Origin of the sequence: Siphonobacter sp. SORGH_AS_0500 (genome assembly GCF_002838835.1) — a bacterium.
Lineage (GTDB): Bacteria > Bacteroidota > Bacteroidia > Cytophagales > Spirosomataceae > Siphonobacter.
The window spans coordinates 376,447-391,725 of the sequence record NZ_NHPP01000002.1 but is presented as its reverse complement, the minus strand read 5'-3'; the positions used below and the strand labels follow the sequence as shown (position 1 = coordinate 391,725).

Below are 15,279 nucleotides of genomic sequence, written 5' to 3'. Positions count from 1 at the left end.
ACGAACGCCCGAACGTAACGCAACCATACTTCTGAGTTGAGCGTAACTTTCGAAATGTGCTGAAGCAGCGATGTAAGATTTTCCATTCACATCTTTTCCAACCAATGTACCATCCCAGCCTCCGTTAAGGGCCATTCGCCCCTTAACGGAGGCTCCCTCTGAAGTATCTCTGGTAGTTTTGATTGTTTTAGGGTATTGTGCTTTCAGTAGCGTAGGCAAAAGCACTAAAAGAAAAAGGAGTTTTTTCATGGGTCGTTGGTTTTCTGTGTTTATTGGGATTGGGGGTAAGCGGAGATTAAAAGTTTTACAGGAAACGTCTCACCTTCAGGCATTTCTAATTGAACGTGAGTAGTATCCACGGGAAAAGCGGAGACAAAAGAGACGGGTCTGTTTTCAGGAGTTAGGACATCGATTTGAGTATTGTGTTCGACGAGAATGCCATTACTAACATTAACGACAACAGTAACCTTCCTGGGGTTCAAAATTCACTCCTGCAATCACCGTTAGGGAGTTGGGATCGTCGGGATATTGCCAGGCATATTTTTCCTCGCCGTTTATTTCCTGAATCTTAATTTGGGGACCTGAAACTTAATCTCACCCCTTCAAGTTCTATGTATAAGCGATTTTCTCACCCGAATAGAAATATATCGAACGTTTCTTCAGAAATTATTTATATCTGATCCACTGACCATAAAATGCTCTCCCAGAATCAAAGTGCGTTCAGAAATCATAGTAAAGGCAAAAAAACAATCGTGTTGGTAGTCCTTAAAATGATTATGGGCCAGCTTCTATCTGTATTATGAGAAACATTAATATTGCGTTTCTAAGAATAAGGCACGGCAAACTGACCCACTTCTCCAGAAGCCTCCACGAACAGCTCCAGTGCAATTCTAAGTTTCAAAGTCGTAATGTACTGCTGTTTATTGGCAAGCCATAAGACCTTGTAACGATTTTTACGTTGGTTCTAACTTAATCATGGCTTAGGTTTGAGGAGTCATTCATCGAAAGCACTTAAGTTATGAGGTTTTTCTAGATCGTATGGAACTAGATTGCCAGAATTGATCTGAATAGTAGAATCAGATGTATAGCAATTTGTTGGAATTTGAGCCCCGTAGCACATCATAAGTAGGTTATCCGTAACGACATATCTGCGAGCCGATCTAATCTCGGTACCAGACGCAAACTCCTAACTGGCTCTGAGTGGAGTAAATCTCCTGGTAAGCTCAAAAACTGAAAGACTGGTAAGCTCAAAAACTGAAAGACAGGGATTCAAGCCAATTCATCGTCTCGATCGAATTATAAGGGTTTCGAAACAAATTTCAGCTGAACGAATGGAACTGGCTGGATCTGGATTTCCAGGCATAGTCAGGCTAAAGCTCTTTTCCAAATCAATCGGTCTTGTTAAGACGGATTGATTTGGAAAAAGTTCCACTCGCCAGTCAATAATTTTGTATGTCTGTGGCAAGTCTCTGGCATCACATAGTGATAAGCGATTCGCCAGGTTTAATATCAGAAAACCCCATCAGAACTTAATTTGAGGTAGTTTTTAATTGGCTTACATTATTTGAAAACTCAGGCATTCACCTGAGTTTTCCTATGGTCTTTCGGTACTTAATGCCGTTTCTCTTGATATGGGTTGCAGACGTTGGCTGGGACGCTGTCTCAGGTACTTGTTCCAGGTATAAATCAGGGCTCCGGAAAGGGCTACTACAACCCCTGCGGTTACGGGTAAGATTTTCATAAAAATCGTTTTAAAGGGTGACACAATAGTTAGAAGGCATTGCCTAACACAGGGTTTTCTCAAAATTAACGTGCCAAAAGCCCTTTAAAACGATTCTTTTTGCTCAAACCTACCCAAACCATTGCTGATTGATTTTGCCCAGATAAGGCGAGGTTCTGAGGCCACTGACCAGTTCCAGCAGTTCGGTTCCTACGTTGGGATATAGATTTAACGCGGCGATTTCCCTCAAAGGCTTCCAGACCACTTCCTGAGCTGTGGTTTCAGCAGGATTAATGATCGGGATTCCACCTACGAGTGTTCCGGCGAAAACGCAATGCAGAACGCCCTGTTTCAACTGGGGTACTAATACTTCTCCCATCACTAATAGCCCCTGCACTTCAATCTCAATGCCTAATTCCTCGCTCAGTTCCCGAATGAGCGTTTCAGGCATCGTCTCGCCGGGATCTGGATTTCCGCCGGGCAACTGAAATACATCTTCCGCTCCGTAACGATAGCGGGTTAATAACACGTGTTCATTTTCTACAATAACAATCGCAGGACGTACTTTCATTTTACCATTCTAAAGTTTGATCGTTTCAGGTTTGATGGCTTGAAAAGTAATAGATATTCCCTCAAACCTTACCCAAATTTCAAACCTGAAACTAATTTCATCCATCTAAACTACCTAAACCTTTTGGGTTAAAATCTGATTTTCATAACAGGAAGTCCGACAGTAAATGAGATTAATCAAAAAATCCTGCGATTTTCCGTAAACTTGTATCCCAATAGAAGCTCCTTTTTTCGTTACTAGTCCGTTCGGCTGTCCGAGTGATGCTTCAACACGCTTTATATTTTCTATGGCCATTTACATTAATACCCGATCCCGAAAAGACCTGATTATACACATCTTACTGGTGATTGGTATTGTCCTGACTTTATTTCTTGGATTCTTTTTTCTGTATCTGCCTTGGTCCACCAATCACGGACAGAGTATTACCGTACCCGATTTGAGGAAGTCAAATCTGGAAGATGTAAAAAACACGCTCAGCGAGCGGAAGCTGGAGTATATCGTCTCCGATTGCACTTTCGTTCCCGGAGTTCCACCTTTTACGGTTCTCTCGCAGTATCCTTTTCCTAACTCACTGGTTAAAGAAGGCCGTAACATTTACCTCACGGTGACGATGGCCACGGCTCCCATGATTCGGATGCCGGATCTGGTTTCAACCAACACGAGTCTGCGAAGTGCCTTGTCTCTTCTGAGAAGTGAAGGCTTACAGGAAGGTAATATTCGTTACATCCCTGATATTGCCGAAAACGCCGTACTGGAACAGCGATATAATGGGCAGAAAATTGAACCCGGCACCCTTATTCCTAAAGGCTCTAAAATTGAACTTGTAGTGGGTAATGGCATTGGCAATACCGAACTTGACGTGCCTAATCTCATCGGTGTTTCCCTCGATGAAGCGGAGTTAATCATTAAAGGCTCTGATTTACGGGTGGGAACTGTCCTGTATAAAGACGTTCCCGGAGCCGTTCGCGGAACCGTAGTTGAGCAACGCCCCGCCCCCGGTATTGGTGGCAAAATTCACGTGGGCGAAATCATTGACCTCTGGATTGCGGGCAAACCTGACATGGACACTGGTGAAGGAGCAACCACCCCTGAAAATCCTTAAGTTATCTTTTGCCCTCAACCCGGCAGTACGTTTCAGCTATGAATTTATTTTTAAAAATAGGCCGTGTCCTGCTGCTTATCATACCTCTTTTATCCGGGATCAGGAGCCTTGCCCAGGCTCCTTTTCAGGTTTTCCCCCTCACGCAGGCTCAGGAAAATGGCAGCCTACGGGGAGCTCGCACACAGGCCGTAAGCTTACCTTTTTTTGATGATTTTTCGATTACCCGAACGGGCATTCCAGACCCGGCTTTATGGGCATCGGGTGGTGGTACGGTGGTGAATAATACCATGGCTACAACCCATCCTTCTTTAAACATGGTGACCTTCGACGGCCTGAGACGCGACGGTACTCCTTACGATTTTAGTAACCAGTACGCTCAAGGATTGAGTGATTCACTTACCTCCCTGCCCATCGACCTTTCCTCGTACTCCATCAGAGACTCGCTTTACCTGAGTTTTCATTGGTTGAGTAAAGGGCTTGGCGATCAGCCAGACTCGGATGATTCCCTGCGGGTGCAATTCCTAACCAACGGTAACTTATGGCAAACGGTCTGGGTTACGAAGGGCGGACAGGTCATGAACGAGTTTGCCATAGCCATGATTCCGGTGAAAGCCGCTCTTTATCTGCACGCTGGGTTTCAGTTCAGAATCGAAGCCTTTGGTCGGAAATCCGGGCCATTTGATGCCTGGCACGTAGATTACGTTTACCTGAATCGGGGTAGAAATAGTAATGACCGTTACATTAAAGACGTCTCCATTCGCCGCTCCATTAGCTCGTATCTGAAACATTACCGGACGATGCCGCTGGCTCATTACCTCATCAATCCGGCAGCCGAAACGGCAGACACCATTTCAACAGACATCACGAATCTTTTTAATAACAATAACTTTACGACCTTACGTTTTCGGGCTCAGGAAATGACCACGAATCAGCAGATTCAGAATTTCACGCAGACCATTTCCGAAAATATTCCCCAATTACGTTCGCAGGAAAAATTCGTCCGTCCCACCCCCTTACCTGCTTTTGGCGGAACCCGGGCCGTTATTCGTACTACGTTTGACATTCTTACCACTGACGACCAGAATCCCAGCATTCCCGGAGTCGATTTACGGAGAAACGATACGTTATCTTCCACCACCGAACTTTCCAATTACTTTGCCTACGACGACGGCACTGCCGAATATGCCGCTGGTATTAATCAGAAATACGGTTACGTGGCGGTGCGGTTTATTCTTCGCAAAGAAGACGTAGTTTCGGGCATTCGCTTTCAGCCCATTCGCTACAAAACCGATATTACCAATCAGTCGATAGCCGTTTATGTCCTTCAAAACCAAGGCAATAAACCCGGTCAAACGATGACTCGACAGTCTTTTGCTATTCGGTATCCCTCTGACCCACGGGGGTTTGTGGAAATGAAATTTCAATACCCTCCTGCCGTAAAGGACACGTTCTGGCTGGCTTATCAACAGCTATCGGATGATGTAGTAGCCATTGGACTGGACAAAAATACCCCTCAGTTTGCCAATCAGATTTATTACAACTTGGGCAATGAATGGGTTGGTAATACCACGCTGGCAGGAACCCTACTGCTTCGACCGGTAATGGGAGGGCAATCCAGTGAACTGATAACGGGGGTGGAAGACATTTCGGAAGACCAGCTCATGATTCATCCTAACCCTTCGGCTGGACCCATTCGCTGGAATTTAAGTGCATTTCGGTCCATCGAAGTTTTTGACGTTTCTGGACGTCGATTGTACGCCAACTCTAACGCTACGGATTCAACGGCGGATCTTTCCGGTTTACGAAGAGGACTCTACCTGATCCGTTTATCCAATGGTCGGCAATCATTTGTGAAGAAACTCGTGATAGAGAATTAATCGTCTTTCATCCAAAGCCGTTTTTTCGCTGGCAGTCCATCCTAAGGGTAATCGCTTTAGAGAACGAAAACCGGAGCGTTCATTACCTTTACTTGTCCCAAAGCATTACCCAACTTACTTTCATTCATCGCTCTCACATAAGCCAAAATAAGTTCTAAACCTTTCCTTATCTTATTTCTGGTTTTTGAAACATTTTGCTTGCTTTGCACTTTATACCTCTCACAGCTGTTTTGAATCTGAACAGGCTTAAAACCCCTTTTCTCATTCAACAATTAACTGACGAACACATGGATATTTCAGTGCAGGAGCTCAAGGAGCGTCTCGACAAAGGAGAAAAAATCAACCTGATCGACGTTCGTAATCCCGATGAATACGAAGAGCAAAACTTAGGCGGCAGACTAATTACTTTAGGCGATCTACCCGATCATCTGGACGAGCTAGAGCCTTTAAAAAACGAAGAAATCATTATTCATTGTCGTTCAGGGGCACGTTCAGGACGGGCTCAGCAGTTTCTCGAAAGCCAGGGTTTCACGAACGTTCGTAACGTTCTAGGTGGAATCTTAGCTTATAATGAGCTGGAATCTAAATAATTATGATTAATAATTTGATACCTCTTTAGACCACTCTAGAGAGGTATTTTTCTTTACGCACATAAGGATGGAACCTATCAATGCCTCTACCTTGAAAAGCCGGCTTCAGGCAGGCGATCCCCTTCAGATTCTGGACATTCGCACGCCTTACGAACGGGAGAATTTTTCCATCGGCGGTCTACACATTCCGCTGGATGAGTTACTCTTACGCGTGCATGATATTCCCGATTCCTGGAAGAATGAAGAAATCGTAGTGGTTTGCGGAACGGGGCTACAAAGTGCCATCGCCGCTCGAGTATTAGCCAAACAGGGTTTTACGAATATCCATAACCTGGAAGGGGGCTTACAGGCGTATGCCGTTGTGTAAGGGTTAATGAACGGCTACCGCAATTTTCGAGTCAGCCGTCCCATAGTATAAAAACCACTTCTTTTTGAAGTATACCAATCCTTCCAGAAACACGACGTTATTTACCTGCCCAGTTAACTCGTAAGGTTTATCAGGAACGAAAAAGGGTTCGTCCGTTCGGGCCAGAATCTGCGTCGGATCCTGTCCGTTCATTAAGATCTGACCTGCCTTATATACCAATGCATTTTTCTTTTCAGGCATGGGTCGGGCGGCGTTGTAGATCAGGAGAATGCCCTTGTCAGTTATTAACCCATAAGGACCGGGTTCTACTAACTGACCATCAAACTTATCAGGACGGGGCCGTACAATGGGCTTCAACGTTCCATCCGCTTCGGTTAGAGGTTCCCAGTGAATCAGATCATCGGATTGAGCCAGAAACAGGTTGGTGTCGCCAAAGTACATCCAGAACTTTCCATTTATTTTTTCGGCAATCACCTGATCTCCTTTTTGCCGGGCGACAATGGCTCCCGATTTTGACCATGTGTTCAGATGCTTTCCTTCACCCAGAACCGGGCCGTGTTTAGTCCAGTTTCGCAAATCTTTGGACGTAGCCAGCATCATCCGGGCTGTTTTACCATCGTAAGCCGTGTAGGTCATTATATAACCACCCTGCGGGCTTTCAACAATGCGAGGGTCTTCCGTACCGCCTTCCCATTCGTATTTTTTCTGAGCGTCATTGCTGGGATAAAAAATAGGGTGTTTTTCTTTTTTAAAGTGTAACCCATCTTCACTAATGGCTAATCCCAGTCGTGAAACCCCGGCATATTTCCCCAGTTTATCCTCAGCCCGATAGATCAAATGCACTTTTCCGTCCCGCACGACTGCCGCCGGATTAAACACGTCTTTTTCTTCCCACTTCACTTCTTTCTTCCAGATGGGATCAAAGAACGTTTCATTGGGCGTTGGAACCAGCACCGGATTGAGACTATCTACTTTTTCGAAGGGCAGTAAGGCCCAGTCCGAAACGGTTAATGAATCGGTAGCAGTTGATTCTGTTTTTTGAGTAGCATTTCGGCAGGCTCCGAGTGAAATCCCAACGAATAAAATAAGATACAGACGTTTATTCATAGTTGTAGTAGGTAATAATTATGTCTGCAATAACACTAATAAACACAATTATCTACTACATAAATGCTATAAAATTCGTCCTACCCATTGGTCAAGAGCAGGATTCGGGTGTAGGGTAAACTGGTCAACCTGACCGTAATCAACCTTAATTTTAAAAATATTAGGCAGTGGAACGCCAATCAGATTGGCCCAGATGCAGCGTAATACCCCCGCATGCGTAACGATTGCTACGCGTTCGTAAGATTGTTGGCGTAATTCTTCCAGAAAGGCCTGAACCCGGTTACAGACCATTTCCAGGCTTTCTCCTCCGGGCGGTTGAACCCGAACAAAATCATTCATCCAGTCGGTTACTTCCTTTCCCTGCAAATCATTCCATAACTGCCCTTCCCAATCGCCGAAATTGATTTCCATTAATCGCTTCTCTTCAAGTACTAAAGGACTGGGGATTTGCTCGGCAAGTGTTACACAACGCTTTAACGGACTAGTATAAACGACATCAAATGGCTTTGTGAACTGCCTGGTAATCTGCTGAATTTCCTGATAATAATTTTCCGATAAATCCACCTCCCGTTGACCGTAACACATTCCTTTGGTATTATGCACGGAAGTGTGCCGCATTACAAACAAATCCATATGGCGTAGATACCCAGATAAAAAACTACTTCGCTAACCTGCTGAATCGCCCCGAGGCAATCGCCCGTGTAACCGCCAATCCATTTCTTAAAAAACCAGCTCAGCATTACTTTCGAGCCATAAGCCCCTAAAACAGCCAGAGCAAGCCAATAACTAGGCAGTAAAAAGAAGGTTAGGCCCGTAAATAAAACGCCTGGGAACAAGCCCTTCCAGCCTATACGACTCGATGTTGCGGCCCCTGATTTACTACTGGCTTCATCACGAACGTATTCGTGCGTTTCAGCGGCTATAGAGGCTATTAATCGGCTACTAATTTGCCCACAAAAGATGGTACTCCAGATGAGAGGCTCGGAAAGAGTAGCAATTTCTACCAGGATCAGGTATTTGAGACTCAATAACAGCCCAATACCCACGACACCGAATGTCCCCACCCGGCTGTCTTTCATGATTTGGAGAATCTGCTCTTTACTCCAGCCGCCGCCAAAGCCATCGCACACGTCAGCAAAGCCATCTTCATGGAAAGCTCCGGTCGTTAGTACCCCCGCACCCATGCTTAAGAGAAGGCTGATGTTTTTGGGAAAGATAAGCGTACTACTGAAATAAACGGCGAGCATAATAGCTCCAACGATTCCCCCAATCATTGGAAAATATTTACGAGACTGCCGCATTTGTTCGGGTCCATGCCCCACCCAGGCGGGGCATGGAATCCGGGTATAAAAAAGTACCGCCGTTAATAGGATTCGTAACTCATGTATCATTCTTGTGCGAAGAAATGCCTGCTTCGTTAAAGGTGGACATCTGATTCAGGAAAGCTACTGCACTTTTCAATAAAGGATATGCCAACGCACAGCCCGTGCCTTCTCCCAACCGTAAGTTCATACGAAGAAGCGGCTCCGCTCGCAAAAAATCAAGCAGAAGGCGATGTCCCTGTTCAGCCGACTGATGACAATAAATCGCATTTTCCAGTACATCAGGCTGCATTTGGCTGGCAATCAGCAGAGCAACGGTAGAAATAAATCCGTCGACTAAGATTATCATTTTTCTCGAACGGGCCGCCCGAATGGCTCCCACCATTTGAGCAATTTCAAACCCACCATACGTTTGAAGCATTTGGTAAGGGTCACTGCAACTCCCATTTACCCGGATGGCTTCCTTCAGAACCGTTACTTTTCGTTGTAATTGTTCTGGATTAACGCCAGTCCCTTTCCCTACGCAACTTTCAATGGGAAGGCCAGTAGCCATGCTCATCAATACACTCGATGAAGACGTATTACCGATTCCCATTTCCCCAAAACCAATCACATTGGAGCCTTTATCGTGCAGTTCATTCACAATCATGGCTCCTTTCTCCAGACAAAACCGAAGCTGTTCTGAACTCATCGCTGGCCCTTTCAGGTAACTATTTGTACCGTAACCAGCTTTGGCGTGAATCAATTGTGTTTCTTCTGAAAATTCGGCATTCACACCCGCATCAACCACGTATAACTCCAGCTCATTCTGGCGGCAGAATACGTTAATAGCGGCTCCACCCGCCAGAAAATTGAGCACCATCTGATAAGTTACTTCTGCGGGATACGCACTTACCCCTTCCTGAGCAATGCCGTGATCTGCCGCGAAGACTACCAGGGCGGCTTTTCGTAACTCTGGCGTTTCGGTTTGCTGTATACAGGCCATGCGGAATGCCAGAGTTTCCAACTGGCCTAAAGCTCCTAAAGGCTTGGTTTTATGGTCAATTTTATATTGTACTCTTTCTTCGAAGGACATAGGATCGATTATCTAATCTGCTAAAAATCAAACTTTAAGCCTATGTTGAAATTACGCCGACGGGTGTTATACCCGTAAACCTCAAAATACTGCTTATCCGTAAGGTTACGAACGTCACCGTATAGTTTGACGAAAGCATTGAACTGATATTCGGCATATACATCCAGTGTGGTATAAGCGGCTAAGTCTACTATTCCAAGTCCGTAAACCTGCTCCTGACGTTTGCCCACACTTCGCACTGCTAAGGAACTGAAGAAGTGTTTTGTGAACTGATAGCCAACGGTTGCATTGCCCATCACCTTCGGAATTCGGAAAAGATTAAATGAGCTGGAGTCTCGACCATTAACCGTTTGAGTCACCCGACCCGTTACATACGTTAAATTACCCGAAACCACTAAATTTTTAAAGCGACTCGATACTTCAAATTCCAGCCCATGATCATTCTGACGACTATAATTCACGTACTTACCGTAAGGTTCAACGCTTAATGACTGAAAAGCAATCACGTCTTTAATAGCCCGATCGAAATAAAGAGCTCGTATAAATGATCGTTTATCCGTAGCAAATAACTGAACACCAGCCTCCAGCGAACGACTCATTTCGGGCTTCAAATCTTTGTTACCATACGGCGAATACAACTGATACAAGCTTGGGGCCCGGAATCCACTGGAAAGGTTAGCAAAGAATTTTACCTGATTGCTTAAAAGATAAGAAGGATTGATGGAATAAGTTGCGTTACTACCGTATAGGGAATGATGGTTATAGCGTCCGCCCAGTTCCAGAGCAAAGCTGGAATCGGTTCGAATCAAAGCCGTGGCATACGCACTGAATAAAGTTGTTTTCGCTAGATTTTTCTCTAAAGGTGGAGCATAAGGATTGGTTTGAGCTGTATTCTGAGTCCGCAGATCAACCCCGGTAACGAGAGTTAACCAGCTAGTAGTCCGCCAGCTATTATAGATTTCTGCAAAATGACTATTTCCCTCAAACGTGGACTTGTCCTGAACAGAATTACGTTGGAAAGCCGAGAACGCATAATTTGCCGTCAGTTTTCCAGAAGCATAACTATAATCTATCCCTGTTCCGGCCAGTTTGAAGGTGTTACGGTAATTATAGCTGGGATCATCGGTTAGGGCTCCGGCGTCAATTTCATTTTTATACCCCGAATACAGGCCCCGTACCTTCCAGATTAGATTGGGAGAAAGATTAATACCGCCGTTTAAGAGAACGTTATCCTGCCAGAAACCATCGTTATCAAAGTTCTGATTTCCTTTCGCATCATATGCCGCCGAAAATCCATCGGAACGCAATCGGGTATATTGAGCATTGAAGTAACCTACTTTTGAAGCTCCATTCACACCGACGGTTCCCCGGAAAGTACCATAACTTCCGGCCTGAACGGTGGCATGGCCTCCGATGGGTCGATACCCTTCTTTTTTAGTAAAAATGTTAATTACCCCAGCTACCGCATCCGAACCGTACAGGGTAGACTGAGCTCCCCGAATGATCTCAATTCGTTCGCATTCCCCAACCGAAAGCAGATTGAGATCAAACGTGTTATTAATCTGAGAGGGATCATAGATGGGTAAGCCATCGAGTAAAATCAGGGTGTTTCCTCCACCGGCTCCGCGTAATGAGACGGTCTGATTGGTTCCCAGCGGCCCCTGAGCCCCAACGATCATAACCCCGGCCTGACGGGTTAATAACTCGCCAAGCGATTGAGTAGCGTATTTTTGTAAAGTTGAATCGGTAAGAACGGTAACTACTTTACCCGTTTGGGATAATTTTTGTCCGGTACGATTGGCGGTGATGGTTACTTCTTCCAGTTGGGTATCCGGTTTTTGAGCCCAGACCTGCAAAGTTGTAATCAGGAGAAGAAAGGTAATTCTGGTAAATGTGTTCATGACTCCACTAATGATTAAGTAAGGAGTCTTTCGTAGAAAAGTGAATAGAAATCCGGCTGGGTGTTACCATCCAGTGCGTTGAAATTCATTCACGGCTTTTCACCCGAAAGCTCGAAAAGTATACCATTTCAGGCAGGTCTTCTGGCTCGTTTCATCTCAACCCCCACCTTCCCATACGTGTGTACAGTGGCTTTTGGAAGTTGTGTTTGAGTTTGGAGTTTAGTGTTTTGAGTTATGAAGGCTGTCAACTTTACAATCTTAACCCTAAACTCAAAACTTACCACTCTAAACTCATTAAAACTTACAGCTACGGGGATAGCCCCGGATTTACACCGGTGTTCCCTTTTCATTCAACAGAGTTTCTGCTGAAACCTAAAACGTGGGCAAAAGTATAAAAAATACTTAATGCTGACCCGGTCTTTTACCGAATCAGCATTAAGTATACCTTTCGTTCTACTACGTTTGAGAAGGTTAGCAGTAGTTTGAGAGATTTAATTTAGTTAGAAGAAGTTAGAATTAGGTGTGAGGAGTTTGATGAAAACCTCTCATTTATCTTACTTTCTCAAACTAAATCAAACTTCTCACACCTAATTCTAACCTTCTCAAACCCCATTACTCATAACTCAGGCCGTATTGCTTCAGTACCTCTTCGGGCACTCCTTCCCAGTTGTTGGGAGTATTTCCTACGTAACCCAAATCGTTGAAGCCTATGCGGGTGGTATAAAAACCGGTTAAGGTCATGTCCCGCATTTTGTTAAAGAACGCAACGCCTTGGGAGAACTGAGGTTTCGCTTGTTCAGGATAGGCAATGTCATCCACGATTTCTATCTGCTGAGCTTTTGTAAGCTCCACAAATTTCTTGCTGAAGCGTTTTCGGCTTTCATTATCTAACCAGGCCAGCCCTCCACGAAGAGGAATCTGGTGTACGGGTTGATCTTTCACCATAAATTCAATGAAAGCCGGTACACCCGCTTGCGAGGCACTGCCCGACTTCTCGTCCGCCGGAAGAATAATGTCGCACAAAACGGTGAGGGTTTTCATTTCCTGAGGTGTAAAGAACTTATCAGCCATGAGTTTGGCATCCCGGATGGCTTCCGATTTCTGCCGTCCGCCGGGCACCACCAGCGGTTTTTCGGGCGGAGCCGCTATCAGATCCGTAGAAGGAACCGTAGCCATGCCCAACGACCCCAAGGCAATCGACTTAAGTGTATCGCGACGTTTCATTTTGTTCAGTTTTCAGTTAACTGTTTTCTGTTTACAGTTGATTCGAACCAATTTTCGTAATTTATCTCAGGCTCCTTTACTTCGCTTTTCTCAGAAACTTGCTTATACTTACTTCCTTTAATCTGTGTTCTGGATAGGTAGGAAATAAATCCAGCAATCATTTTTCCCAGCTCATCGGCTTCTTCATAAGTCTTTTCAAAAGCTTGTAATGAAAGATATTTACGATCCAGAGCTCTGTATAGCTGTGATTTTACTTCCGTTAATGAGCCCTTAGCAATACCCAGAAATTGAATAAATTCACCTCGACTTCCTCTTCCAAAACCTTCTGCAATATTATCCATTACAGAATCTGCCGACCGTCTGATTTGCCTGCGATGGTCATAGTCTGCATAAAACTCCCCACTCCCAGTTAATTCAAAAATAGACAGAGAATACAAGCGAGCTTTTTGCCAAATTTTCAAATCCTCAAAACGTTGAATGGTAGCCATCACTGAAAACGGTAAACAGAAAACAGACAACTCTTTTACAGATTCTTCTTCTTCACTTCATCAATGATGTAATCACTGGTTCGCATGGACATGGCTAGGATGGTCCAGGTTACGTTTTTGTCGCCTTGCGTTACGAAAGGAGCGGCGTCTACTACGAACAGGTTTTTGACATCGTGGCCCTGCATGAAAGAATTCAGAGCTGATTTTTTGGGATCGCTGCCCATGCGTACCGTTCCGATTTCGTGAATGATCTTTCCGGGAGCCTCTAATCCGTAGTTTTGCTCTTTACCCGGTTTGGAGCCCAGAGCAATACCGCCCATTTCGTGGATTATTTCCTCGAAGGTATCCTGCATGTGTTTCGCCTGCTTAACCTCGTTTTCAGACCATTTGTAGTGAAAACGAAGCGTCGGAATACCGTATTTATCGACATTATTGGGGTCGATTTCGCAATAGTTACTTTCCAAAGGTATAGGTTCTCCACGACCCGCCATGCCCACGTAAGCTCCGTAGAAGCGACGTACATCTTCTTTCAGACGTGATCCATATCCACCTGCGGGTTGCGTTTTTCCATCGCCATAGGCATACTTACCGTTCATGCCCTGAATGCCCATGCCAAACCCGTAGCTGGGCATGCCCATGCCCCCGCCGTATTCAATGTGATACCCCCGAGGGAAGTCCAGTTTTTTGTTATCCAGCCACCAGGGCGTGTATACGTGCATTCCACCTACCCCGTCTTCGTTGTAACGTTTCCGGTTCATCAAAGCTGGAACGAAGGCTGAGCGGCTGGCTCCGGTGGAGTCGTTCAGGTATTTACCAATCACTCCGCTGGAGTTAGCCAGCCCATTTGGGAACCGGGCCGACTTGGAGTTCAGTAACAGACGGGCCGATTCACAGGCACTAGCCGCCACCACCACAATTTTAGCCCGAACCGTTTTTTCCTGTAAAGTTGCGGTATCGACGTACGAAACGCCCGTGCAAAGTCCGGTTTTCTGGTCGGTTAATACTTCGCGAACCATCGCTCCGTTGATCAGCCTTGTGTTACCCGTTTTAACGGCAGGTTTACAAAGACAGGAAGACGAAGAAAAATCCGCGTAAACCTGACAGGCCCGACCGCACTGCGAGCAGTAAAAACACTGCCCACGTTCGTTATTAATCGCTTTTGTCAGAATCGCCAGACGGGAAGGAATAACCGGGATACCCAGATTCTTACCCGCTTTTTTCAGCATTAACTCGTGCAAACGGGGTTTTGGTGGGGGTAAGAAATGGCCGTCGGGTTCGTTGCGAAGCCCTTCTTTTGAGCCAAAAATTCCCAGGAGTTTATCTACCTTATCGTAATAGGGCGATACGTCGTCGTACGTAATTGGCCAGTCATCCCCGATACCCGTCATGCTGCCGCGACGAAAATCGTCGGGACCAAAACGAAGGGAAATACGGCCCCAGTGGTTGGTACGCCCACCCAGCATCCGGCTTCTGAACCAGTGAAATTCTGTTCCGGGAGCAGCAGAGTAAGGCTCACCTTCGAGCTGCCAGCCTCCCCAGGCGGCGTCAAAATCACCGAAAGGACGCGTAGTGCTGGCCCCACGACGAGGAGACTCCCAGGGATTCTTTAGTTGAGTGATATACTTGGGATCAGCCGGGTCATAGTAACCTCCAGCTTCCAGTAAGCAAACTTTGGCACCCGCTTTGGATAGCTGATAAGCCGCCATACCGCCGCCTGCTCCAGACCCAACGATAACCACGTCAAAGACTTCAGGGGTCTCCTGGATTTGATAACTGTTCATACTTTAGGAAAATAGGTAAAGACTCGTTGTTATGTTTATGGTCACTCCAATCGTTACTACAAATGAATAATTTTTATTAATTATATAACTTTTTAATTAAAAACTTACGCTTTTTTAGTAACTGCTATGAATATAGATCAACGCTTTAATTAAT

Annotated in this window: 15 protein-coding genes and 1 riboswitch; of the genes, 4 read left to right on the top strand and 11 right to left on the bottom strand. The window is 45.3% G+C overall.

Annotated elements, in window-relative coordinates; translation table 11 throughout:
- The 3 genes from BWI96_RS03740 to BWI96_RS03735 form a co-directional block, all read right to left on the bottom strand.
- The coding region (locus BWI96_RS03740; protein ID WP_157830204.1) for a hypothetical protein at positions 1–249 on the bottom strand (249 nt) is incomplete at its 3' end.
- A gap of 1,345 nt (positions 250–1,594) precedes the next feature.
- Positions 1,595–1,741: a hypothetical protein gene (locus tag BWI96_RS21420; RefSeq protein ID WP_157830203.1), complete on the bottom strand. Its 147-nt coding sequence runs from the start codon at positions 1,739–1,741 to the stop codon at positions 1,595–1,597.
- 109 nt (positions 1,742–1,850) lie between these two features.
- Positions 1,851–2,291, bottom strand: a complete 441-nt coding sequence (locus BWI96_RS03735) for an NUDIX domain-containing protein (protein ID WP_106635342.1) — start codon at positions 2,289–2,291, stop codon at positions 1,851–1,853.
- A gap of 286 nt (positions 2,292–2,577) precedes the next feature.
- On the opposite strand from BWI96_RS03735, the gene BWI96_RS03725 reads away from it, so the two are divergent.
- The 4 genes from BWI96_RS03725 to BWI96_RS03705 all read left to right on the top strand — a co-directional run bounded on the left by BWI96_RS03725 (position 2,578) and on the right by BWI96_RS03705 (position 6,227).
- Positions 2,578–3,393, top strand: coding sequence for a PASTA domain-containing protein (locus BWI96_RS03725; protein WP_106635340.1), 816 nt, complete (start codon positions 2,578–2,580; stop codon positions 3,391–3,393).
- A 38-nt stretch (positions 3,394–3,431) separates the two neighbouring features.
- The gene (locus BWI96_RS03720; RefSeq protein ID WP_157830202.1) at positions 3,432–5,270 is read left to right on the top strand and encodes a T9SS type A sorting domain-containing protein; all 1,839 of its coding nucleotides are present in this window, start codon (positions 3,432–3,434) and stop codon (positions 5,268–5,270) included.
- A gap of 287 nt (positions 5,271–5,557) precedes the next feature.
- The gene (locus tag BWI96_RS03710) at positions 5,558–5,860 is read left to right on the top strand and encodes a rhodanese-like domain-containing protein (RefSeq protein WP_106635337.1); all 303 of its coding nucleotides are present in this window, start codon (positions 5,558–5,560) and stop codon (positions 5,858–5,860) included.
- Between the two features lie 67 nt (positions 5,861–5,927).
- Positions 5,928–6,227: a rhodanese-like domain-containing protein gene (locus BWI96_RS03705; protein WP_106635336.1), complete on the top strand. Its 300-nt coding sequence runs from the start codon at positions 5,928–5,930 to the stop codon at positions 6,225–6,227.
- Between the two features lie 3 nt (positions 6,228–6,230).
- Here BWI96_RS03705 and BWI96_RS03700 read toward each other — a convergent pair whose 3' ends face one another.
- From BWI96_RS03700 to BWI96_RS03665, 8 genes are all read right to left on the bottom strand, one after another.
- The gene (locus BWI96_RS03700; protein ID WP_106635335.1) at positions 6,231–7,334 is read right to left on the bottom strand and encodes a glycoside hydrolase family 130 protein; all 1,104 of its coding nucleotides are present in this window, start codon (positions 7,332–7,334) and stop codon (positions 6,231–6,233) included.
- A gap of 66 nt (positions 7,335–7,400) precedes the next feature.
- Positions 7,401–7,967, bottom strand: coding sequence for an alpha-ribazole phosphatase (gene cobC / locus BWI96_RS03695; RefSeq protein WP_106635334.1), 567 nt, complete (start codon positions 7,965–7,967; stop codon positions 7,401–7,403).
- Positions 7,952–8,725: an adenosylcobinamide-GDP ribazoletransferase gene (locus BWI96_RS03690; protein WP_106635333.1), complete on the bottom strand. Its 774-nt coding sequence runs from the start codon at positions 8,723–8,725 to the stop codon at positions 7,952–7,954. Before BWI96_RS03690 ends, cobC begins: the two co-directional genes overlap by 16 nt.
- The gene (gene cobT / locus BWI96_RS03685) at positions 8,715–9,731 is read right to left on the bottom strand and encodes a nicotinate-nucleotide--dimethylbenzimidazole phosphoribosyltransferase (protein WP_106635332.1); all 1,017 of its coding nucleotides are present in this window, start codon (positions 9,729–9,731) and stop codon (positions 8,715–8,717) included. Before cobT ends, BWI96_RS03690 begins: the two co-directional genes overlap by 11 nt.
- 20 nt (positions 9,732–9,751) lie before the next feature.
- Complete coding sequence (locus BWI96_RS03680; RefSeq protein WP_106635331.1) at positions 9,752–11,632, bottom strand: TonB-dependent siderophore receptor; 1,881 nt, start codon at positions 11,630–11,632, stop codon at positions 9,752–9,754.
- Positions 11,633–11,745: 113 nt separating this feature from the next.
- Positions 11,746–12,023: riboswitch (cobalamin riboswitch) on the bottom strand.
- Positions 12,024–12,244: 221 nt separating this feature from the next.
- Positions 12,245–12,856: a gluconate 2-dehydrogenase subunit 3 family protein gene (locus BWI96_RS03675; protein ID WP_106635330.1), complete on the bottom strand. Its 612-nt coding sequence runs from the start codon at positions 12,854–12,856 to the stop codon at positions 12,245–12,247.
- A 5-nt stretch (positions 12,857–12,861) separates the two neighbouring features.
- Positions 12,862–13,344: a four helix bundle protein gene (locus BWI96_RS03670; protein WP_106635329.1), complete on the bottom strand. Its 483-nt coding sequence runs from the start codon at positions 13,342–13,344 to the stop codon at positions 12,862–12,864.
- A 35-nt stretch (positions 13,345–13,379) separates the two neighbouring features.
- Complete coding sequence (locus BWI96_RS03665; RefSeq protein WP_106635328.1) at positions 13,380–15,125, bottom strand: GMC oxidoreductase; 1,746 nt, start codon at positions 15,123–15,125, stop codon at positions 13,380–13,382.
- Positions 15,126–15,279: the final 154 nt, after the last annotated feature.

Coding starts and splice junctions, on each gene's coding strand:
- BWI96_RS21420 (WP_157830203.1), bottom strand. CDS start 1,741: ATGAAAATCTTACCCGTAACCGCAGGGGTTGTAGTAGCCCTTTCCGGA.
- BWI96_RS03735 (WP_106635342.1), bottom strand. CDS start 2,291: ATGAAAGTACGTCCTGCGATTGTTATTGTAGAAAATGAACACGTGTTA.
- BWI96_RS03725 (WP_106635340.1), top strand. CDS start 2,578: ATGGCCATTTACATTAATACCCGATCCCGAAAAGACCTGATTATACAC.
- BWI96_RS03720 (WP_157830202.1), top strand. CDS start 3,432: ATGAATTTATTTTTAAAAATAGGCCGTGTCCTGCTGCTTATCATACCT.
- BWI96_RS03710 (WP_106635337.1), top strand. CDS start 5,558: ATGGATATTTCAGTGCAGGAGCTCAAGGAGCGTCTCGACAAAGGAGAA.
- BWI96_RS03705 (WP_106635336.1), top strand. CDS start 5,928: ATGGAACCTATCAATGCCTCTACCTTGAAAAGCCGGCTTCAGGCAGGC.
- BWI96_RS03700 (WP_106635335.1), bottom strand. CDS start 7,334: ATGAATAAACGTCTGTATCTTATTTTATTCGTTGGGATTTCACTCGGA.
- cobC (WP_106635334.1), bottom strand. CDS start 7,967: ATGGATTTGTTTGTAATGCGGCACACTTCCGTGCATAATACCAAAGGA.
- BWI96_RS03690 (WP_106635333.1), bottom strand. CDS start 8,725: ATGATACATGAGTTACGAATCCTATTAACGGCGGTACTTTTTTATACC.
- cobT (WP_106635332.1), bottom strand. CDS start 9,731: ATGTCCTTCGAAGAAAGAGTACAATATAAAATTGACCATAAAACCAAG.
- BWI96_RS03680 (WP_106635331.1), bottom strand. CDS start 11,632: ATGAACACATTTACCAGAATTACCTTTCTTCTCCTGATTACAACTTTG.
- BWI96_RS03675 (WP_106635330.1), bottom strand. CDS start 12,856: ATGAAACGTCGCGATACACTTAAGTCGATTGCCTTGGGGTCGTTGGGC.
- BWI96_RS03670 (WP_106635329.1), bottom strand. CDS start 13,344: ATGGCTACCATTCAACGTTTTGAGGATTTGAAAATTTGGCAAAAAGCT.
- BWI96_RS03665 (WP_106635328.1), bottom strand. CDS start 15,125: ATGAACAGTTATCAAATCCAGGAGACCCCTGAAGTCTTTGACGTGGTT.